This is a genomic window from Burkholderia sp. MSMB1826, assembly GCF_001526325.1.
Classification (GTDB): domain Bacteria; phylum Pseudomonadota; class Gammaproteobacteria; order Burkholderiales; family Burkholderiaceae; genus Burkholderia.
Window position 1 is genome coordinate 26,726 of record NZ_LOYN01000018.1, and the last position, 20,873, is coordinate 47,598.

The following is a 20,873-nucleotide window of genomic DNA, read 5'->3' on the forward strand; positions in this document are numbered from 1 at the left end:
TCGATTCTATTCGTGATCGAAGGTGCTAAAAAAGACGCTAATCATCACTTGATCTTTTACTTTCATATACCTAATCTTGGCGGCTCAAGCTATTTGAAGGGCGGCGACGCCGCCCTCGCGAGAGTCATGGACCGGTTCAAACAGATCGAAACGTTCGCCGCGGTCGCGGCGAAAGGCAGCCTGTCGGCGGCCGCGCACGCGGAAGGCGTCGCGCCGGCGATCATCGGCCGCCGCCTCGACGCGCTCGAGGAGCGGCTCGGCGTGAAGCTCCTGGTGCGCACGACGCGCAAGCTCACGCTGACGTTCGAGGGTTCGGCGTTCCTGGAGGACTGCCAGCGCATCATCAACGACATGCAGAACGCGGAGGCGAGCGTGTCCGCCGGCGGCGTCAAGGCGAGCGGCCACCTGCGGATTTCCGCGCCGGCCGGCTTCGGCCGGCGCCATGTCGCGCCACTCGTGCCCGAATTCAGCGTCGGACACCCGGACGTGTCGGTCACGCTCGACCTGTCCGACCGGATGGTCGACCTCGTCAACGAGGGGTTCGATTGCGCGGTGCGGCTCGGCGAGCTGCCCGATTCGTCGCTGGTGTCGCTGAAACTCGGCGAGAACCGCCGCGTGTGCGTCGCGTCCCCCGCGTATCTCGCGCGGCGCGGCACGCCCGCCACGCTCGCGGAACTCGCTCGCCACAACTGCCTCGCGCTCGCGGCGAATGCGAACCAGCAGCGCGGCTGGTCGTTCCAGGAGGACGGCAAGGTCGTGTCGATCCGCGTGAACGGCACGATGGAGTGCTCGGACGGCGCGGTGCTGCACGAGTGGTGCCTCGCAGGCCACGGGCTCGCGTGGCGCTCGTGGTGGGAAGTCGGCGAGGACATCGCGGCCGGCCGGCTCGTCAGCGTGCTCGACGCGTTCGCCGCGCCGCCGATCGGCATCCATGCGGTGTTTCCGCAGCGCCGGCATCTGCCGCTGCGGGTGCGCCTGTTTCTCGATTACCTGAAGCACACGTACGAGCGGCCCGGCTATTGGGGCGAGTAGGCGACACCCGCCCGCGCGTTTCCGATATGAGGGCGAACCCGCTGGCAATGCAGTGAGCGCGGTTTCGCACACTACAATCGGAAGAGGCATGCACGCCGTGTCGCGGCCGGCTCGGCTGGCGCCGCGGCGCGCGTGCGATTGACGAAGGAGGGCGCGATGTTCCGGCACATCCTCGTTCCAACCGACGGTTCCGAACTGTCGAAGAAGGCGATCGACGGTGCGATCGACCTGGCTCGTGCGGTCGGCGCGCGCGTGACGGCCTACGCGTGCCTGCCGCAATACCCGTACTCGCCGTTTTCCGAAGTGATCATCGAGCCGCCCGCCGATTTCCGCGCGCGCAGCGAGCGCGAGGCGCGTGCGCATCTCGAGGAGGTGGAAGCGGCCGCGAAGGCGGCCGGGGTCGCGTGCGACACGTGGACGAGCGTGCATCCGTCGCCGTATCTCGGCATCATCGAGGCGGCCGAGCGCGGCGGCTGCGACGTGATCTTCATGGCGTCCCACGGACGCCGCGGGCTCGGCAGCCTGCTGATCGGCAGCGAGACGCAGCGCGTGCTGACCCATACGAAAATTCCGGTGATCGTCTATCGGTAGGGCAGCGCCGGCCGTGGCCGGGCCGGCTGCACCGCCGAAAAAAGGGCGCGCCGGACGAAGCCGGCGCGCATCGTTGCTGGCGGCCCGCAGGCCGCGCGGCCGGTCGCGCAATGGGACTCGCGCGCCTGCCGTCTCCTCCCTGATTGTTGTCCGGTGGCCGATGCCGCGGCGTCGCGAGACGCGGCGGCATCGGCGTCACGCCCGCGCGTGTTACGCGACCTTCTTGCCGTCGAAGAACTGTTCGTCCTCGGTCGACCCATGCAGCGCGGTCGTCGACGCTTCGCGTTCGACCGTCTGCGTCACCGCGTCGAAGTAGCCGGTGCCGACCTCGCGCTGGTGCTTGACGGCCGTGAAGCCCTTGTCGGCTGCCGCGAATTCCGCCTGCTGCAGTTCGACGAACGCGCTCATCTGCGTGCGGGCGTAGCCGTGCGCGAGGTTGAACATCGAGTAGTTCAGCGCATGGAAGCCGGCCAGCGTGATGAACTGGAACTTGTAGCCCATCGCGCCGAGCTCCTTCTGGAACTTCGCGATCGTCGCGTCGTCGAGGTTCTTCTTCCAGTTGAACGACGGCGAGCAGTTGTACGACAGCAGCTTGCCCGGGAACTGCTTGTGGATCGCTTCCGCGAACTTCTTCGCGTACTCGAGATCGGGCTTGCCCGTTTCGCACCAGATCAGGTCCGCGTACGGTGCATATGCGAGGCCGCGCGAGACCGCCTGTTCGAGGCCCGGCTTCGTGCGGAAGAAGCCTTCCACCGTGCGCTCGCCCGTCAGGAACGGCTTGTCGTTGTCGTCGACGTCGGACGTGATCAGATCGGCTGCTTCCGCGTCGGTGCGGGCCACCAGCACGGTCGGCGTGCCCATCACGTCGGCCGCGAGACGCGCGGCCGACAGCTTCGCGACGGCTTCGCGCGTCGGCACGAGCACCTTGCCGCCCATGTGGCCGCACTTCTTCACCGACGCGAGCTGATCCTCGAAGTGGACGCCCGATGCGCCGGCCTCGATCATCGCCTTCATCAGTTCGAACGCATTGAGCACGCCGCCGAAGCCGGCTTCCGCGTCGGCGACGATCGGCGCGAAGAAATCGACGTAGCCTTCGTCGCCCGGGTTCTTGCCTTCCGACCATTGGATCTGGTCGGCGCGCGTCAGCGTGTTGTTGATGCGCTTCACGACGAGCGGCACCGAGTTCGCCGGGTACAGCGACTGGTCCGGGTACATTTCGCCCGCGACGTTCGCGTCGCCGGCCACTTGCCAGCCGGACAGGTAGATGGCTTTCAGGCCGGCCTTCACCTGCTGCATCGCCTGGTTGCCGGTCAGCGCGCCGAGTGCGTTGACGAACGGCTCGTTGTTGATGAGGCTCCACAGTTTTTCCGCGCCGCGCTTGGCCAGCGTGTGCTCGATCGGGATCGAGCCGCGCAGGCGGACGACGTCCTCAGCCAAGTAGCTGCGCTTGATGCCTTTCCAGCGCGGATCGGTTTCCCATTGCTGCTGCAGTTCCTGTGCCTGTTGCTGACGCGACATGATGAGCTCCTTGATGCGGTGTAGGCGTGACGGGCCGAATCTGACGGTGGTGATGCCGTTCGCGAAGCGGGGAAGCGGTGCATGCCGTTTCGCGAAGTCTTGTATAAGAGTCTAGGCAAATAGGCGGGAGCGAAACAGGGGCTGTCTCGGGAAGCGAGGAATTTTTTAGTTGTTTTTAATCAATAGCTTGCCAAGTTGATTTCGAGATAAGAAATGCGTTTTCCTATCCCGCAATCGTGCGGCTTGTGCCTTGCAGCATGATTTTTTACGACGCAAAAAAATTTTCCGCATCGTGAAATTGACGGCGAGACGAAAAAAAACCGGCGTGGACGCGCCGGTTGGCTGGACGGCCGGGTGGCCGATCCGCAGGGCGGCCGCCGGCCGCCCGTGTGTGCTTGTCTTACGAGGCCGAATTGCTGCGGCGCGGGCCGCCGCTGCGCTGACCGTCGCGACGCGGGCCGCCGTCGCGGCTACCGCCCGGCTTGCCGCTCCAGCCGCCGCCACTGCCGCCGCCGTAGCTGCGGCCGTTGCCGTTGCCGCCATAACCGCCGCCCGGCTTGCCGCCGAAACGACGACCGCCGTTGCCGCCGCCCGGACGGCCGCGGCCGCCGTTGCCGCCGTTGCGCGGGGGAGCCTTGCGCGGCTCGAAACCTTCGATCACGTTGACCGGCAGCGGCGAGCGCACGAAGCGCTCGATGCGCTTGAGCGCGCCTTGCTCGGCATGATGCACGAGGCTCACCGCGATACCCGAACGGCCCGCGCGACCGGTACGGCCGATACGGTGCACGTAGTCTTCCGCGAACTTCGGCAGGTCGTAGTTGAACACGTGCGTGATGCCCGGGATGTCGATGCCGCGGGCCGCGACGTCGGTGGCCACCAGCACGCGCACGCGGCGCTCGCGCAGCGCACGGATCGTGCGGTTACGCGCGCCTTGCGGCAGGTCGCCGTGCAGCGCGGCCGATTCGAAGCCTGCGTCGGCCAGACGGCCGGCGAGCTGGTCGGCGTCGATCTTGGTCGCCGTGAAGATGATCGCCTGGTCGAGCGCGTCGTCGCGCAGCAGGTGATCGAGCAGGCGATCCTTGTGGTCGCGGTCGTCGACGTAATGGACGGTCTGCGCGATGTTCGCGCGCGATTCCAGGCGCTGCTGGATCTCGATGCGCTCCGGGTCCTTCAACAGGCGGCTCGTCAGCGAACCGATCTTGCCGTCGAGCGTGGCCGAGAACAGCATCGTCTGGCGCGATTCCGGCGTGGCGGCGACGATCGTTTCGATGTCTTCGATGAAGCCCATGTCGAGCATGCGGTCGGCTTCGTCGAGCACGAGCATCTTCAGTTCCGACAGGTCGATGCGGCCGCGCTCGAGGTGATCGAGCAGGCGGCCCGGCGTGGCGACCAGGATTTCCGGGTTCTTCGCGAGCAGCATCAGCTGCTGGCCGTAGGCGACGCCGCCGAGGATGCTGACCGTGCGCAGGCGCTTCAGATGCTTGCCGTACGTCGATGCGGCCGTCGTGACCTGCATCGCGAGTTCGCGGGTCGGCGTCAGCACGAGCAGGCCCGGGCGCGCGACGGGTTGCGGGCGGCGCACGCGGCGGTCGCCCTGGTTCGGTTCGCGCGGCGCGCGCGGCTGCTGCGCCTGCGTCTTCTGGAGCTGTGCGAAACGTTCGATCGCGGGCAGCATGAATGCGGCCGTCTTGCCCGAACCGGTCGGGCTCGACACCAGCAGGTCGCGGCCGGCGATGCCGGCCGGAATCGCGCGCTGCTGCACCGGCGTCGGCTTCACGTAGCCGGCGGCCTGCAGCGCGGAGACGATCTCCGGCGACAACCCGAGCGACGCGAAGCTCGGCTCGTCCGACGCCGGTTCGACTGCGGCCGGTGCGGCGGCGTCGAGACCGAGCGCCTGGTCGGCGATCGCGTTGAGCGGGCTGGAGTTGATGCTCGAAGTCATAACAATCCTTGAAACACAGTGGGTGAAACGTCGGCGCCAATCGCGCATACCCAAGTCGTCGGATTCAGCGAGCAAATCGGGAAACGGGTGCAATCCGCCGAACCGTCGGCGGATGAGGCATTAGAAGCTGTTTTGGGTGCGGCGCGCTTCAGGAGCGGGACCGCCAGCCTAGTTGACGACCGCAAGGGTCGAAGCAGGAGGGGACAGGTTCTAAACCGGATTGGAGCTTAACGCTACGAGGCGTCGGGCCGGAACGGCTTGCGAGCCGAGCGCGGAAGGTGACGCAGGCCGCATTATAGAGAAATTTGCTGCGCTGCGCCACTGATTTGATTGCCGATTGCGGCGCGGGCGATCCGATCAGGACGCCGTGCCGTTTTTCAGCGATTCGACGAGTTCGATGTACTGCTGCTTCGCCGCATCTTGCGACGTGCCCTTCAGTGCGTCCCACGCATCGTATTTGTATTTGCCGACGATGTCGGTGAAGCCGGGCTTGTCGCCGTGCGCATCGCCGTCGGTCGCCTGCTTGAAGAGCGCGTACAGGCGCAGCAGGGTCAGGTTGCCCGGCCGTTCCGTCAGTTGCTTGACGTCGATCTGGGCTTGGTCGAATCGGGCGGTGAGTTCGCTCATCGGGTGTCTCCGTAAGGGTTTCAGATCGGCCGATCTTAACAAGCGGGCCGTCGCGCGGGGTCGAGCGATCCTTCCAAACCGCGGCCGGCGCCGCGCGTGCGCACAGATCGGACCCGATCGCCCGTGGGAGCGGGGCGGCGCATTACAATGTCGGCCATGACGCAAACAGTGCTCCTCGCCATCGATACGTCGACCGAATACTGCTCGGTCGCGCTGCTGCGCTCGGCCCCGGCCGATGACGCCGTTTCCACCCCGCAAACCTGGGTCCGTCACGAGCCGACGGGCGCCGTATCGAGCACGCGCGTGCTGCCGGCGATCCAGGAACTCTTCGCCGAATCCGGGCTGACGCTCGCCGATTGCGACGCGATCGCGTTCGGCGCGGGCCCCGGCTCGTTCACGGGCCTGCGGACCGCGACCGGCATTACCCAGGGCCTCGCATTCGGGAGCGGGCTGCCGGTCGTGCCGATCGGCACGCTGCTCGCGTGCGCCGAGCACGCGCGGCTGCGCGCGCCCGGCACGGTCCGCGTGCTCGCCGCGCTCGACGCACGGATGGACGAAGCCTACTGGGCGGATTTCGCGTGGGACGACGGCGCCGGCGACTGGCGCACGGTGCATCCGGCGTCGCTCGACGCACCGGGTGCCGTCGGCGTACCCGACGCGCCGTTCGTCCTCGCCGGCAATGCGGCCGCGGCGTTCGGCGCGCAATTGCCGGCCGCCGCACGGGCCGCCGCGATCGACGGCGATGCGCTGCCGCATGCGCTGGCGGTCGCGCATGCCGCGCTGCGCGCGTTCCGCGCGGGGCGTGCGGTGCCGGCCGACCAGGCCGCGCCCGAATACGTACGCGACAAGGTCGCGCAGACCACGGCCGAGCGCATCGCGGCACGGGCCGCGCAGACGGGCGGAGCGAACGGATGACGGGTGTCCTGTTGAGCGACCGCTATCTGGCGCCGATGACGGACGCCGATCTCGACGAGGTCGTCGCGATCGAGCGCGTCGCGTACGAATTCCCGTGGAGCCGCGGCAATTTCGAGGATTCGTTGCGCAACGGCTATCTGGGCGTGTGCCTGCGGCACGTGACCGGGTCGCTCGTCGGCTATTGCGTGCTGATGCCCGTGATCGACGAGATGCATTTGCTGAACCTGTGCGTCGCGCCGGCCGCGCAACATGCGGGCGCGGGCCTCGCGCTGCTGCGCGAGGCGGTGCGCATTTCGCGCGCGGAGCGGCTCGACGGCGTGCTGCTCGAGGTGCGGCCGTCCAATCCGCGCGCGATCCGTCTGTACGAGCGCTTCGGCTTCGTGACGATCGGCCGGCGCAAGAACTACTATCCGGCGAAGCATCGCAGCCGGGAGGACGCGATCGTGATGCGTCTGACGCTGAACAAGGACGAGGGGGATGCGCATGGCGTGGGCTGAAGCGGCGCTCGAGGAACTGGGCCTCGCGCAGATCTGGGTACGGCGCGGGCAACGCGCGGGCGAGGGCGCGGCAGCCGACGCGCCTGCCGTCGCGGCAACCGCGACGGCCGAGGTCGGTTCCGTCGTCGCGGCCGATCGGCCGGCGCGTGCGCCGGAGCAGGACGACGCGCCAGCGGCCGTCGCGCGTGGCGCTGCCGGTGGCTTGCCGGCTCGCGAGTCGCGGGCGCCGGCGCACGGTGTCGTCGATGGCGATCGCCCGCCCGCGCAGGCTGTGCCGTCCGATTCGGCCGCATTGTCCGATACGGTGCCGCCGAAGGCTGATACGTCGCCCGCCGGGGACGACGATTTCGCATGGTTCGATGCGGCGCCGCAGGGCGATGGCGTGCCGCCCGCCGAATCGCGTCCCGCCGGCACACCGGTCGCCGCGCTCGACTGGGATGCCCTGGCCGCGCGCGTGGCGGACTGCACGCTGTGCCGTCTGTGCGAGAAGCGGACCAACACCGTGTTCGGCGTAGGCGACCGCGAAGCGGACTGGATGCTGATCGGCGAAGCACCGGGCGAGAACGAGGACAAGCAGGGCGAGCCGTTCGTCGGCCAGGCCGGCAAGCTGCTCGACAACATGCTGCAGTCGCTGTCGCTCAAGCGCGGCGACAACGTGTACATCGCGAACGTGATCAAGTGCCGGCCGCCCGGCAACCGCAACCCGGAGCCGGACGAGGTCGCGAGCTGCGAGCCTTATCTGCAGCGCCAGGTCGCGCTCGTGAGACCGAAGCTGATCGTCGCGCTCGGCCGTTTTGCCGCGCAGACGCTGCTGAAGACGGACGCGAGCATCGCGTCGCTGCGCGGCCGCGTGCATGCGTACGAGGGCGTGCCGGTGATCGTCACTTACCACCCGGCCTACCTGTTGCGCAGCCTGCAGGACAAGTCCAAGGCGTGGGCCGACCTGTGCCTCGCGCGCGACACGTTCCGGCGTGCGGAAGGCGCCGACGCGAACGGCCCGACCGGGCAATGACGACCGGCGCGGCGTGCGCGTTCGTCGATACGCTGCATGACGTCGCGGTGCGCGACCTGGGCTGGCTGCTGGCCAGCCCGAGCCTGCTCACCGCGGTGCCGGGCGCACCGCTCGCCCACCCATGGCCGGATGCGGCCGGGCAAGCGGCCGTCGAAGGGTGGCTCGCCGCGCTCGATGCGCGGCCCGAGCCGCTGCATCGCGCGCTCGACGGGTTTCGGCCCACCCGGCTCGGACGCTACGCCGAATGCCTGCTCGAGTATTTTCTGACGCACGGGCCGTCGCTGCGGCTCGTCGCGGCCAATCTGCCGCTGCGCAGCAACGGCCGCACGCTCGGCGAAGTCGACTTTCTCGTCGACGCGCCGGATGGCCGGCGCCTGCACTGGGAGCTCGCGGTGAAGTGCTATCTGTGCGCGCCGGTGCGCGACGGCGCGTCGCTCGCCGACTTCGTCGGCCCCAATCTCGTCGATCGGTTCGACCGCAAGCGCAGCCGGCTGCTCGATCACCAGTTGCGGCTCGGCGAACACGACGGCTTTGCCCGGCTCGGCTACGGCGCGCCGTCCGACGCGCAGATGTTTATCAAGGGTTGGCTGTTCCATCCGTACGGCACACCGGTCTCGCCGGTGTCCGCCGAAATCGCGCCGGATCACCCGCGCGGTTTCTGGTTGACGCACGCGCAGTGGCCGGCGTGGGTGGCCGCGCAGCGTGACGGCGCGGCATGGAGCGTGTTGCCGAGGCTGGCGTGGCTGGCGCCGCGGCGTGCCGCCGCCGGCGCGGGTGTCCAGCCCGAGCCGCTGGCGAGCGCACTAGAACTGCCGCCCGTGCTGGCGGCGCGCCAGGCGCCCGACCTGATCTGCATCCATGAAAAGGGTGCCGACGGCACGTGGCGCGAGACGGCGCGCGGTTTCGTCGTGCCCGACGACTGGCCGGGGCGCGCGCAGGCGTTCGCGGCGCAGGATCGCTGACGCCGCGTCAGCCCGCGCTTACCACCAGCGATGAAAGTGATGGACCGGGCCGACGCCGTGGCCGACGTCGAGGTGGCCGCTCGCGGCGATCGCGCCGGTCAGGTAGGTCTTGGCGTCGCGTACCGCGCTTTCCAGATCGGGCTGCTGCGGCAGCAGCGCGGCGATCGCCGACGACAGCGTGCAGCCGGTGCCGTGCGTGTTGCCGACCGGCAAGCGCGCGCCTTCGAGCCGCACGGTGCGTGTCGCTTCGACGAGCCAGTCGGGGCTCGCGGACGCGTCGGGCAGGTGGCCACCCTTCATCAACACGGCGCGCGCGCCCGTTTGCAGCAACGCCTGGCCTTGCCGGACCATGTCGTCTTCGGTGGACGCGGGCGCATCGTTCAATAGTGCGGCCGCTTCGGGCAGGTTCGGCGTGACGACCGTCGCGAGCGGCAGCAGCGTGTCGCGCAGCGCGTCGACGGCATCGGGCGCGAGCAGCGCGTGGGCGCTCTTCGAGATCATCACCGTGTCGAGCACGACGAAGCGCGGCGCATAACGGCGCAGCGCGTCGGCCACCGCGTGCACGATCGCCGCGTTGGCGAGCATCCCGATCTTGACCGCATCGATGCGGATGTCGTCGAACACCGCGTCGAGTTGCGCGGTCACGAAGGCGGCGTCCGGCGCATGCACGCCCGTCACGCCGCGCGTGTTCTGCGCGGTCAGCGCGGTGATCGCGCTCGCGCCGTACGCGCCGAGCGCGGAAAACGTCTTCAGGTCGGCCTGGATGCCTGCGCCGCCGCCCGAATCGGAGCCGGCGATCGTCAGGATGTTGGGTATCGGGTGCGTCATGAGGGCAACGTGCCGGTTCGAGGACCGGCGCCGGCGGACGAAAACGGAGAGTGTAGCGTCAGTGCCGCGATTCGCCGATCAGCGCGACCGAGTCGAACTGACGCTGGTTCGCCTGGTGGCGGCGCATCACGAGCCACATCGTCAGGCAGACGAACGTGCCGAACAGCACGATCACGACGCCGACCGGCACGTCGAGCCACACGAGCACCGCATACAGGCACAGCATCACGAGCACCGACAGGTTCTCGTTGAAGTTCTGCACCGCGATCGAATGGCCGGCCGACAGCAGCACGTGGCCGCGATGCTGCAGCAGCGCGTTCATCGGCACGACGAAGTAGCCGGACAGCGCGCCGACGCCGATCAGGAAGACGTAGGCGACGATCAGGTAGAACGGCAGGCGCAGGTGGCCGAAGTGCACGGCCCAGTGCGACGGGAACAGGTCGCGCGTGTAGAACGCCATCAGCATCACCGCGATGCCCATGACGATGCCGACGGGCAGCACGGTCAGCGACTTCTTCAGCGGAATCCGGGCGGCGGCGGCGATCGCGCCGCCCGCGACGCCGACCGCGACCACGGCCTGCAGGATCGCGCCTTCGGACAGCGACATGTTGAGCGACACCTCGGCCCATTTCAGCACGATGAACTGCAGCGTCGCGCCGGCCCCCCAGAACAGTGTGGTGACCGCGAGCGAAATCTGGCCGAGCTTGTCGCGCCAGAGCACCATGAAGCAGTCGGCGAAATCGGTGAGCAACTTGACCGGGCCGCGTTCCTGCTTCGGATAGCGGGCGCCCGTGTCGGGAATGCGCAGGTTGAACAGCGCGGCGATCACGTAGATCGCCATGATGATCGCCATCGCGGCTTCGGCGGGCGTGCCGATCCAGTCGGGCGTGTGCGCGATCACGTGCGAGGCGATGTGCGGGCTGATCAGCGCGCCGCCGAGCACGGTGCCGAGGATGATCGAGCTGACGGTCGTGCCTTCGATCCAGCCGTTCGCGGCGACCAGCCGGTCGGCCGGCAGCAGTTCGGTGAGAATCCCGTACTTGGCGGGCGAGTAGGCCGCCGCGCCGAAGCCGACGATCCCGTATGCGATCAGCGGGTGGGCGCCGAACAGCATGATCATGCAGCCGACCACCTTGATCGAGTTGGTGATGAACATCACGCGGCCCTTCGGGCGCGAATCCGCGAACGCACCGACATACGCCGCCAACACCACGTACGACAACACGAAGAACAGCTTCAGCAGCGGTGTCATCCAATTGGGGGCGTGGAGGTCTTTCAGCAGGGCGATGGCGGCGATGAGAAGCGCATTGTCGGCCAGCGACGAGAAAAACTGCGCGGCCATGATGGTGTAAAAACCTTTTTTCATCTGATGCGATGCTTTCGTCGCTGCGGCAGGGCCGCGTAGGCCGCCTGGTATGCGATCGGCTTATTCCGTTCGAAATGGGTTGTGCGCACGGCTTTATAACATGAAAATACGCGAATTCGGACTAGCAAGATTCCCCGATCGTTCCGCAAATTGCCGGCTTCGGTGCTCAAAAGGCGCGGTAAGCTGATGATTCGCAAGCGTCTTTACGTAAATTTCCCATGCCGCGCCCGATCTCCGCCACCATCCACACCGCCGCTCTCGCGAACAATCTCTCCGTCGTCCGCCGCTTTGCCGGCCCGTCCAAGGTCTGGGCGGTCGTCAAGGCCAATGCGTACGGCCACGGTCTCGCTCGCGCGTTTCCGGGCCTGCGCGGCACCGACGGCTTCGGCCTGCTCGACCTCGACGAGGCCGTGAAGCTGCGCGAGCTCGGCTGGGCCGGCCCGATCCTGCTGCTCGAAGGCTTCTTCCGCTCGACCGACATCGACGTGATCGACCGCTACAGCCTGACGACGACCGTCCACAACGACGAGCAGATGCGGATGCTGGAGACGGCGCGGCTGTCGAAGCCCGTCAACGTGCAGCTCAAGATGAACAGCGGAATGAACCGGCTCGGCTACGCGCCGGAGAAGTATCGTGCCGCTTGGGAGCGCGCGCGCGCGTGCCCGGGCATCGGCCAGATCACGTTGATGACCCATTTTTCGGACGCGGACAACGAGCGCGGCGTCGCCGAGCAGCTCGCGACGTTCGAGCGTGGCGCGGAAAACATCGCCGGCGCGCGCAGTCTCGCGAATTCGGCGGCCGTGTTGTGGCATCCGGACACGCACTTCGACTGGGTGCGGCCGGGGATCGTGCTGTACGGGGCGTCGCCGTCCGGGTTGTCGTCCGATATCGCCGACACGGGGTTGAAGCCCGCGATGACGCTCGCGTCCGAGCTGATCGCGGTGCAGACGATCGCGAAGGGCCAGGCGATCGGCTATGGCTCGACGTTCTCCGCGCAGGCGCCGATGCGAATCGGCGTCGTCGCGTGCGGCTACGCGGACGGTTATCCGCGCGTCGCGCCGGAAGGCACGCCCGTGATCGTCGACGGCATCCGCACGCGGATCGTCGGTCGCGTCTCGATGGACATGATCACCGTCGACCTGACGCCGTGCCCGCAGGCCGGCGTCGGCGCGCGCGTCGAGCTGTGGGGCAACGCGCTGCCGATCGACGACGTCGCGCGCCATTGCGGCACGATCGGCTACGAGCTGATGTGCGCGATCGCCGCGCGCGTGCCGGTGCGAGCGGAATAAGGGCGTCGCGCGTGGCCAAACAGAAAACCGTTTACGTCTGCAGCGAGTGCGGCGGACAGACCCCCAAGTGGCAGGGCCAGTGCCCGTCGTGCCAGGCCTGGAACACCCTCGTCGAATCGGTCGCCGAGTCGTCGGCTGCGCACCGTTTCCAGTCGCTCGCGAAGCGGGCGCCGGTGCAGCGTCTCGTCGACATCGAGGCCGCCGACGTGCCGCGCTTCTCGACCGGCATCGGCGAATTCGACCGCGTGCTGGGCGGCGGGCTGGTCCCCGGCGGCGTCGTGCTGATCGGCGGCGATCCGGGCATCGGCAAGTCGACGCTGCTGCTGCAGTCGCTCGCGGATATCGCGAGCGAGCGGCGCGCGCTCTATATCAGCGGCGAGGAATCGGCCGCGCAGATCGCGTTGCGCGCGCAACGGCTCGCGCTGCTGGACGGCGGCGCGCCGGCGGCCGAACTGAAGCTGCTCGCCGAGATCCAGCTCGAGAAGATCCAGGCCGCGATCGATGCGGAGCGGCCGGACGTGGCCGTCATCGACTCGATCCAGACCGTCTATTCGGACGCGCTCACGTCGGCGCCGGGCTCGGTCGCGCAGGTGCGCGAATGCGCGGCGCAGCTCACGCGCATCGCGAAACAGTCGGGCACCGCGATCATCATGGTCGGGCACGTGACGAAAGAAGGCAACCTGGCCGGCCCGCGCGTGCTCGAGCACATCGTCGACACGGTGCTGTATTTCGAGGGCGACACGCATTCGTCGTTCCGGCTCGTGCGTGCGTTCAAGAACCGCTTCGGCGCAGTCAACGAGCTCGGCGTGTTCGCGATGACCGAGCGCGGGCTGCGCGGCGTAGCCAACCCGTCCGCGCTGTTCCTGTCGCAGCACGAGCAGGTCGTGCCCGGTTCGTGCGTGCTCGTCACGCAGGAAGGCACGCGCCCGCTGCTCGTCGAAATCCAGGCGCTCGTCGATACGGCGCACGTGCCGAACCCGCGCCGGCTCGCGGTCGGCCTCGAGCAGAACCGGCTCGCGATGCTGCTCGCGGTGCTGCACCGGCACGCGGGCATCGCGTGCTTCGACCAGGACGTGTTCCTGAATGCGGTCGGCGGCGTGAAGATCACCGAACCGGCCGCCGACCTCGCGGTGCTGCTCGCGATTCACTCGTCGATGCGCAACAAGGCGCTGCCGAAAGGGCTGATCGTGTTCGGCGAGGTGGGGCTGGCAGGCGAGATCCGGCCGTCGCCGCGCGGGCAGGAACGGCTGCGCGAGGCGGCGAAGCTCGGTTTCACGTCCGCGCTGATTCCGAAGGCGAATGCGCCGAAACAGGCGATCGAAGGGCTGAACGTGATGGCCGTCGAGCGGCTCGAGCAGGCGATCGACCGCGTGCGCGATCTCGAATGAGCGATCTCGGATGAGCATCCGGCGCGCGCGGGCTGGGCGTCGCCGGACGATCTGTCGCGTAATTCACCGTAAAGAATATGTAGGCTGCTGTAACCCGCCGGACATCGCTTTTCCCTATCCTTTGCCGGAATGTCGAACCGCGCAATGCGAAGGGAACCTATGTTGAAATCGTATGGGGAAGCGCCTGGCGGACGCCTTTACAACCTGCGCGGCTGCCGCGTGTCGGAGCCGATTCGCCAGCCGTGGGGCGGCGGATGCCGAATCGTCGAATGGATCGACGAAGAAGGGCGCCTGGCGCGCAAGGTCGTGTCCGAAGATGTGACGGAAGCGGAAGTCGTCGCGGCGATTCGCCGGCCGACCCAAGGGCGCCGATACCTGATGGGCGACGACGAACAGATGCCGCGCGACACGCTGCCGCGCCGCTGAACGGATCACGCGGCGGGCCGATGCGGCCATGTCGACACAGCAGTGACCGACGAGGCCGGGCCAGGTGCCCGGCCTCGTCGTTTTCGCGGCCGGGCCGTTTCGTCGGGCATGGACGCTCCGACGCACCGCGCCGCCGATGACGCGATCGTCGGCTGACGGCCCGGCGGCCGCGTTCAGCCGATCTGCTCGAGTTCTTCCTGCGCGGCGAGCCAGTCGGCCTCGACCGTCTCGAGTCGCGTGTTGACCTCGCCGAGCTTGCGGATCGCGTCGGTCAGCTCCGTCTTGCGCGCGGCCTCGTAGCTCGCCGGATCGGCGACGAACGCGTCGAGGCGCGCCTTCTCGGCGTGCAGCGTTTCCATTTCCTTTTCGAGCTTCGTGATGCGGGTCTGCAGCGGCTTCTTCAACTGCGACAGCCGCTGGCGTTCCTCGGCCGCCTGGCGCTTCTGATCCTTGCGATTGATGCCCGGATCGGCGCCCGCGGCGGCCGCGCTGTCGGCCTTCGCGGCCGCGCGCTGCTCGGCCGCATGCTGCAGCAGCCAGTCGCGGTAGTCGTCGAGGTCGCCGTCGAACGGCTGCAGCCGGTGCTTCGCGACCAGCATGAACTGGTCGGTCGTCGCGCGCAGCAGGTGACGGTCGTGCGACACGAGGATCAGCGTGCCTTCGAACTGCGCGAGCGCCATCGTCAGCGCGTGGCGCGTTTCGAGGTCGAGGTGGTTCGTCGGTTCGTCGAGCAGCAGCAGGTTCGGCTTCTGCCAGATGATCAGGGCCAGCGCGAGGCGCGCTTTTTCGCCGCCCGAGAACGGCCCGACCGGGCTGGTCGCCATGTCGCCCGAGAAATTGAAGCCGCCGAGGAAGTCGCGCAATTCCTGCTCGCGCGTGTCGGGCGCGAGCCGCGCCAGGTGCGCGAGCGGCGAATCGTCTTCGCGCAGCGTCTCGAGCTGGTGCTGCGCGAAATAGCCGATCGTCAGCCCCTTGCCGTCGCGCACGTGCCCCGACAGCGGCGCGAGCGTGCCGGCCAGTGTCTTGATCAGCGTCGACTTGCCCTGGCCGTTCGCGCCCAGCAGGCCGATGCGCTGGCCGTTCTGGATCGACAGCGCGACGCGCTCGACGATCGGGATGTCCGTGCCGTCGTCGGCGCGGTAGCCGCAACGGACGTCCTCCATCACCATCATCGGGTTCGGTGCGGCATCGGGCGTGCGGAATTCGAACGTGAACGGCGACGCGATGTGCGCGGGTGCGATCAACTCCATCTTCTCGAGCGCCTTCATCCGGCTTTGCGCCTGCTTGGCCTTGGTCGCCTTGGCCTTGAAGCGGTCGACGAAGCTCTGCAGGTGCTCGATCGTCTTCTGCTGCTTTTCGTATGCGCTTTGCTGCAGCGCCAGTTGCTGCGCGCGCAGCACTTCGAACTGCGAGTAGTTGCCGCCGTAGCGCTTCACCTGGCGGTTTTCCAGATGCAGCGTGACGTTGCAGATCGAATCGAGGAATTCGCGGTCGTGCGAGATCACGACGAGCGTGCCGGGGTAGCGGTGCAACCAGTCTTCGAGCCACACGATCGCATCGAGATCGAGGTGGTTCGTCGGTTCGTCGAGCAGCAGCAGGTCGGAGCGGCACATCAGCGCCTGCGCGAGGTTCAGCCGCATGCGCCAGCCGCCGGAGAAGCTCGCGACGGATTCGCGCGTTTGCGCGAGCGTGAAGCCGAGGCCGAGCAGCAGCGCTTCGGCGCGGGCCGGCGCGGTGTAGCCGTCGGCATCGGCGAACGCCGCGTGCGCGTCGGCCTCGGCGGCGCCGTCATGTGCGGCCGACGCGGCGGCGATGCGGGCCTCGATCTCGCGCAGCGCGGTATCGCCGTCGAGCGTGTAGTCGAGCGCCGAGCGGTCGACCGCGGGCGTTTCCTGCGACACGTGGGCGATCCGCCACGACGGCGGCATCGAGAAATCGCCTCCGTCGGAATGCAGCTCGCCGCGCAGGACGGAAAACAGCGTCGACTTGCCGGCGCCGTTCGCGCCGATCAGGCCGGCTTTCTCGCCGGGATTGAGCACGAACGAGGACGACTCGAACAGCGGCTTGGTGCCGCGCGCAAGGCTGAACTGATTGAAACGGATCACGGCGGAAATGACTGGCCAAAACCGCTATTCTAGACCGCGCGCCGATCGCGCCGGGCATCGGCCGCTCGGCCGATGCCGCAACGGCGCAATTTCGCCTAGACTCCACGTCGATCCGGTTTCATATAAGGAGTGCCCGATGTCCACCCTGTATTCGTTCAGCGCGGAGACGCTCGCCGGTGCGCCGGTCTCGCTCGATGCGTATCGCGGCAAGGTGCTGCTGATCGTCAATACCGCGAGCGAGTGCGGTTTCACGCCGCAGTACGCGGGTCTGCAGAAGCTGTACGACCAGTACGCGGCGCGCGGCTTCTTCGTGCTCGGCTTCCCGTGCAACCAGTTCGGCAAGCAGGAGCCGGGCGACGCCGCGCAGATCGGTGCGTTCTGCGAGCGCAACTACGGCGTCACGTTCCCGATGTTCGCGAAGATCGACGTGAAGGGCGACCATGCGCATCCGCTGTATCGCTACCTGACCGACGAGGCGCCCGGCATTCTCGGCCTCAAGGCGATCAAGTGGAATTTCACGAAATTCCTGATCGACCGCGAAGGACGCATCGTCAAGCGCTACGCGCCGTCCACCAAGCCCGACGAAATCGCCGCGGACATCGACAAGCTGCTGTGACGGCGCAGCGCGGCGTGCGCGGCGCTCGTCAGGGCCGTTACAGGATCGGCGCGAACAGCCGCGCGACGTGCATCGCGATGCGCCGCCAGGCGGGCGACTGCCGGTATTCGTCCGCATCGACCTCGTACGCCAGCGCGAAGTCGGCATCGAGCATCGTCTCGACCTCGTCGGCGAACGCCGGGTCGACGGTCAGCACCATGACCTCGAAATTGAGGCGGAACGAGCGGTTGTCGAGATTCGCGCTGCCGATCGCCGCCGCGACGCGGTCGATCAGCACGACCTTCTGGTGCAGGAAGCCGGGGCGGTAGCGGAACACCTTCACGCCCGCATCGACGAGGTCGCGCGCGTAAAGCTTCGACGCTTCGAACACGACGTAGTGGTCGCGCCGGCTCGGGATCAGGATGCGTACGTCGACGCCGCGCATCACGGCGAGCTTCAGCGCGCACAGCACGGCTTCGTCGGGAACCAGGTACGGCGTGGTGATCCAGACCCGCTCGCGCGCGGCATTGATCGATTCGACGAAGAACAGTGAGCCGGTTTCCTGCTTGTCGGCCGGCCCCATCGGCACCGCGAGGCAATGCATGGCGTCGCCGGGCTGCGCGGGCGGCGGCAGCGCGATGGGCGGCAGCTTCTGCGTCGCCCAGTGCCAGTCTTCGGCGAACACGTACTGGATGCTCGCCACCACGGGGCCGCGTATCTCGATGTGGGTGTCGCGCCATGGCGACAGGCGCGGCTTCGCGCCGAGATATTCGACGCCGACGTTGTGACCGCCGACGAACGCGCGATTGCCGTCGACGACGACGATCTTGCGATGGTTGCGGAAGTTCAGCTGGAAGCGGTTGACGAATTTCCGGTTGGTCGCGAACGGATGGACCTCGACGCCGCCCCGGCGCAATGCGTCGACGTAGCCGTGCGGCAGGTCGAAGCTGCCGATGCTGTCGTACAGCAGGCAGCAGCGTACGCCGGCGGCCGCGCGCGCGAGCAGCGAGTCGCGCAGCATCCGGCCGAGCGCATCGTCGCGCACGATGAAGAACTGGACGAGCACGTAGTCGCGCGCGGCGTCGATCGCCGACAGGATGGCCGAGAACGTCGCGTCGCCGTTCACGAGCGTGCGCACCGAATTGCCGCCGAGGAACGGCATGCCGCCGAGCCGCGTGAGCGCGAGCACGGCGGCCTGGCCGAGCGCGTCGGCGGCCGGCCCGTCGGTCGCGTCGGTGGTGCGCCACGGCGCGCGCGGTGTGTGCGTGCGCAACATGTCCAGCTCGTGGCGTCGGGCGTCGACGTAGCCGGAGAATTTGCTGCGGCCGAGGAACAGGTACGGAACGAGCGTCAGGTACGGCATGGCCGTGAGCGAGACGGCCCATGCGATCGCGCCTTGCGACGTGCGCGTGTTCATGATTGCGTGGCACGCCGCGACGATCCCGAGCACGTGGATGGTCAGGATCAGGGTGCCGAGATGTAGCCAGTCGAGGGTCATGGGCGCGTAAAGGACTCCCGAGGGGACTCCGGAGTCGATTCCGGAGGTCGTGCGGCCGGGTGGCCGCCTCCGCGCATCTTACCCAACCGTGCGGCGCAACGGTGCGCCGCACGGTGGGCGGGCCGGAAACGCTCAGGCCTTGCGCGGCAGGTCCGATGCCTGGATCAGGAACACGGCGTCGTCGCCCGCGCTGGTGGGCAGCCACGTGAGCTCGAGGCCGCCGAACGCCGCTTCGACGTGCTCGCGCTCGTTGCCGATCTCGACGACGAGCACGCCGTCGTCATGCAGCCAGCGGTGCGCTTCGGCGACGATGCGTCGCACGATGTCCATCCCGTCGTCGCCGCCGGCGAGCGCCATCTCCGGCTCGTGCCGGTATTCGGGCGGCAGCGCGGCCATCGACGCTGCGTTCACGTACGGCGGATTCGTCAGGATCACGTCGTAGCGCGAGTCGGGATCGGTGCGGAACGCGGGCAGCGGGGCATAGAGGTCGCCGCGGTGCAGCCCGATGCGGTCTTCGAGACCGTAGTCGCGCACGTTGATCTCCGCGACTTCGAGCGCCTTGTCCGACAGGTCGACCGCGTCGATCTCGGCGTTCGGGAACGCGCTCGCCGCGAGGATCGCGAGGCAGCCGGAGCCGGTGCACAGTTCGAGCACCGCGCCGACCTGCTCGGGATCGGCGACATACGGCTGCAGCCCGTCGTCGAGCAGCTCGCCGATGAACGAGCGCGGCACGATCACGCGTTCGTCGACGTAGAAGCGGTGGCCGTGCATCCACGCTTCGTGCGTGAGGTAGGCGGCCGGCACGCGGTCGGTCGCGCGTCGTTCGATCACCGCGAGCACGGCCGCGATTTCGTCGGGCAGCAGGCGCGCGTCGAGGAACGGCTCGAGCGTGTCGAGCGGCAGGTCGAGCGTATGCAGCACGAGGTAGGCCGCTTCGTCGTACGCATTGTCGGAGCCGTGGCCGAACGCGAGCTTCGCTTTCGAGAAGCGCGTGACCGCGTAGCGCAGCAGGTCGCGGATGGTGGCGAAAGGTGTCGTCATGCGAGGCTCCGTCAGGCGATCAGTTGTTCGAGCACGCGTCGGTACACGTTCTTCAGCGGGTCGACGAAGCGCACTTCGATATGCTCGTCGATCTTGTGGATGCTGCCGTTCGGCGGGCCGAACTCGATCACCTGCGGGCAGATGCGCGCGATGAAGCGGCCGTCCGACGTGCCGCCCGTCGTCGACAGCTCGGTCGTGATGCCGGTCTCGGTGCGGATCGCGTTTTCCAGCGCGCCCGAGAGTTCGCCGCGCGGCGTGAGGAACGGCAGGCCGCTCACCGACCACTTCAGCGTGTATTCGAGGCCGTGCTTGTCGAGGATCGCGTGCACGCGGGCCTGCAGGCCCTCGACCGTGCTCGCGGTCGAGAAGCGGAAGTTGAACAGCAGGTCGGCGTGGCCGGGGATCACGTTGGTCGCGCCGGTGCCGGCGTGCAGGTTCGACACCTGCCAGGTGGTCGGCGGGAAGTATTCGTTGCCTGCGTCCCACTGTTCGGCCGCGAGCTCGGCGAGCGCCGGTGCGAGCAGATGGATCGGGTTCTTCGCGAGGTGCGGATACGCGATGTGGCCTTGCACGCCCTTGACGACGAGTTCGCCGGACATCGATCCGCGGCGGCCGTTCTTGACGACGTCGCCGAGCTCGGCGCTCGACGTCGGCTCGCCGACGATGCAGTAGTCGAGCCGCTCGCCGCGCTCCTGCAGCAGTTCGACGACCTTCACGGTGCCGTCGGTGGCCGGGCCTTCCTCGTCGCTCGTGATCAGGAACGCGATCGCGCCGCGGTGGCCGGGATGGGCCGCGACGAATTCCTCGGATGCGACGACGAATGCCGCGAGCGACGTCTTCATGTCGGCCGCGCCGCGGCCGTACAGCTTGCCGTCGCGATGGGCGGGGATGAACGGCGGCGAGGTCCACTGTTCGAGCGGGCCGGTCGGCACGACGTCGGTGTGGCCCGCGAATGCGAGCAGCTTGCCGTCGCGGCCGTCGGCGCCGCGCTTGACGGCCCACAGGTTGGTCACGCCGTGCGACGCGATGGTCTCGCATTCGAAGCCGAGCGCGGCGAGGCGCTCGGTCATGATCTGCTGGCAATGCTGGTCGTCGGGCGTCACGGACGCGCGGGCGATCAGTTGTTCGGTAAGGGCTAGGGTGGCGGACATGGTTCGGACCACTTTCGATAAAAAATGCCGGCGCGGTGGCCGGCAGCGACAGGGCGTCGGGCGGCGCCCGCGAGCGCCGCGCGGGTGGCC

19 protein-coding genes are annotated in these 20,873 nt (G+C 68.1%); 10 read left to right on the forward strand and 9 right to left on the reverse strand.

Annotated elements, in window-relative coordinates; genetic code table 11:
• Positions 1-126: 126 nt before the first annotated feature.
• Together WS95_RS10500 and WS95_RS10505 are read left to right on the forward strand one after the other, a co-directional pair.
• Positions 127-1,032 carry a LysR family transcriptional regulator gene (locus tag WS95_RS10500; RefSeq protein ID WP_034207689.1) on the forward strand — a complete coding sequence of 302 codons (906 nt, stop codon included), beginning with the start codon at positions 127-129 and terminating at the stop codon, positions 1,030-1,032.
• A 156-nt stretch (positions 1,033-1,188) separates the two neighbouring features.
• Entirely contained in the window at positions 1,189-1,623 is a 435-nt protein-coding gene (locus WS95_RS10505) for a universal stress protein (RefSeq protein WP_034207688.1), read from the forward strand.
• A gap of 210 nt (positions 1,624-1,833) precedes the next feature.
• Here WS95_RS10505 and aceA read toward each other — a convergent pair whose 3' ends face one another.
• From aceA to WS95_RS10520, 3 genes are all read right to left on the reverse strand, one after another.
• A complete protein-coding gene (gene aceA / locus WS95_RS10510; protein ID WP_012328776.1) occupies positions 1,834-3,141 on the reverse strand; it encodes an isocitrate lyase in 1,308 nt (435 codons plus the stop codon).
• A gap of 400 nt (positions 3,142-3,541) precedes the next feature.
• Entirely contained in the window at positions 3,542-5,083 is a 1,542-nt protein-coding gene (locus WS95_RS10515) for a DEAD/DEAH box helicase (RefSeq protein WP_059823748.1), read from the reverse strand.
• A 357-nt stretch (positions 5,084-5,440) separates the two neighbouring features.
• Entirely contained in the window at positions 5,441-5,710 is a 270-nt protein-coding gene (locus WS95_RS10520; RefSeq protein ID WP_034207686.1) for an acyl-CoA-binding protein, read from the reverse strand.
• Between the two features lie 147 nt (positions 5,711-5,857).
• Between WS95_RS10520 and tsaB the strand changes: the two genes are divergently transcribed.
• From tsaB to WS95_RS10540, 4 genes are read left to right on the forward strand one after another with little or no spacing between them, the layout of a single operon-like run.
• Positions 5,858-6,625 carry a tRNA (adenosine(37)-N6)-threonylcarbamoyltransferase complex dimerization subunit type 1 TsaB gene (gene tsaB / locus WS95_RS10525; protein ID WP_059780836.1) on the forward strand — a complete coding sequence of 256 codons (768 nt, stop codon included), beginning with the start codon at positions 5,858-5,860 and terminating at the stop codon, positions 6,623-6,625.
• The gene (gene rimI / locus WS95_RS10530; RefSeq protein ID WP_034207684.1) at positions 6,622-7,122 is read left to right on the forward strand and encodes a ribosomal protein S18-alanine N-acetyltransferase; all 501 of its coding nucleotides are present in this window, start codon (positions 6,622-6,624) and stop codon (positions 7,120-7,122) included. Before tsaB ends, rimI begins: the two co-directional genes overlap by 4 nt.
• A complete protein-coding gene (locus WS95_RS10535) occupies positions 7,109-8,134 on the forward strand; it encodes a uracil-DNA glycosylase (RefSeq protein ID WP_059823871.1) in 1,026 nt (341 codons plus the stop codon). The genes rimI and WS95_RS10535 overlap by 14 nt, the downstream gene beginning before the upstream one ends.
• Positions 8,131-9,096 (forward strand): DUF1853 family protein, encoded by a 966-nt coding sequence (locus tag WS95_RS10540; RefSeq protein ID WP_059823750.1) that lies wholly within the window; start codon positions 8,131-8,133, stop codon positions 9,094-9,096. Before WS95_RS10535 ends, WS95_RS10540 begins: the two co-directional genes overlap by 4 nt.
• Before the next feature lie 18 nt (positions 9,097-9,114).
• Here the strand turns inward: WS95_RS10540 and thiD are convergent, their stop codons facing one another.
• Both thiD and lplT read right to left on the reverse strand, forming a co-directional pair.
• On the reverse strand, positions 9,115-9,924 hold the full coding sequence (gene thiD, locus WS95_RS10545) for a bifunctional hydroxymethylpyrimidine kinase/phosphomethylpyrimidine kinase (protein ID WP_034207682.1): 810 nt from the start codon (positions 9,922-9,924) through the stop codon (positions 9,115-9,117).
• Between the two features lie 58 nt (positions 9,925-9,982).
• Positions 9,983-11,290, reverse strand: a complete 1,308-nt coding sequence (gene lplT, locus WS95_RS10550) for a lysophospholipid transporter LplT (RefSeq protein WP_034207681.1) — start codon at positions 11,288-11,290, stop codon at positions 9,983-9,985.
• A 218-nt stretch (positions 11,291-11,508) separates the two neighbouring features.
• Between lplT and alr the strand changes: the two genes are divergently transcribed.
• The 3 genes from alr (at position 11,509) to WS95_RS10565 (ending at position 14,393) form a co-directional block, all read left to right on the forward strand.
• Positions 11,509-12,579 carry an alanine racemase gene (alr, locus tag WS95_RS10555; protein ID WP_034207680.1) on the forward strand — a complete coding sequence of 357 codons (1,071 nt, stop codon included), beginning with the start codon at positions 11,509-11,511 and terminating at the stop codon, positions 12,577-12,579.
• An 11-nt stretch (positions 12,580-12,590) separates the two neighbouring features.
• Positions 12,591-13,967, forward strand: a complete 1,377-nt coding sequence (gene radA, locus WS95_RS10560) for a DNA repair protein RadA (protein WP_059823752.1) — start codon at positions 12,591-12,593, stop codon at positions 13,965-13,967.
• A gap of 159 nt (positions 13,968-14,126) precedes the next feature.
• Entirely contained in the window at positions 14,127-14,393 is a 267-nt protein-coding gene (locus WS95_RS10565; protein WP_034207678.1) for a DUF2866 domain-containing protein, read from the forward strand.
• Positions 14,394-14,566: 173 nt separating this feature from the next.
• On the opposite strand, the gene WS95_RS10570 is transcribed toward WS95_RS10565, so the two are convergent.
• Positions 14,567-16,498 carry an ATP-binding cassette domain-containing protein gene (locus tag WS95_RS10570; RefSeq protein ID WP_059823754.1) on the reverse strand — a complete coding sequence of 644 codons (1,932 nt, stop codon included), beginning with the start codon at positions 16,496-16,498 and terminating at the stop codon, positions 14,567-14,569.
• Between the two features lie 136 nt (positions 16,499-16,634).
• Between WS95_RS10570 and WS95_RS10575 the strand changes: the two genes are divergently transcribed.
• The gene (locus WS95_RS10575; RefSeq protein WP_011549528.1) at positions 16,635-17,114 is read left to right on the forward strand and encodes a glutathione peroxidase; all 480 of its coding nucleotides are present in this window, start codon (positions 16,635-16,637) and stop codon (positions 17,112-17,114) included.
• Positions 17,115-17,151: 37 nt separating this feature from the next.
• Here WS95_RS10575 and cls read toward each other — a convergent pair whose 3' ends face one another.
• The 3 genes from cls to dapE all read right to left on the reverse strand — a co-directional run bounded on the left by cls (position 17,152) and on the right by dapE (position 20,783).
• Positions 17,152-18,591, reverse strand: a complete 1,440-nt coding sequence (cls, locus tag WS95_RS10580) for a cardiolipin synthase (protein ID WP_059780840.1) — start codon at positions 18,589-18,591, stop codon at positions 17,152-17,154.
• A 132-nt stretch (positions 18,592-18,723) separates the two neighbouring features.
• A complete protein-coding gene (prmB, locus tag WS95_RS10585) occupies positions 18,724-19,632 on the reverse strand; it encodes a 50S ribosomal protein L3 N(5)-glutamine methyltransferase (RefSeq protein ID WP_059780841.1) in 909 nt (302 codons plus the stop codon).
• An 11-nt stretch (positions 19,633-19,643) separates the two neighbouring features.
• Complete coding sequence (dapE, locus tag WS95_RS10590; protein ID WP_059823756.1) at positions 19,644-20,783, reverse strand: succinyl-diaminopimelate desuccinylase; 1,140 nt, start codon at positions 20,781-20,783, stop codon at positions 19,644-19,646.
• Positions 20,784-20,873: the final 90 nt, after the last annotated feature.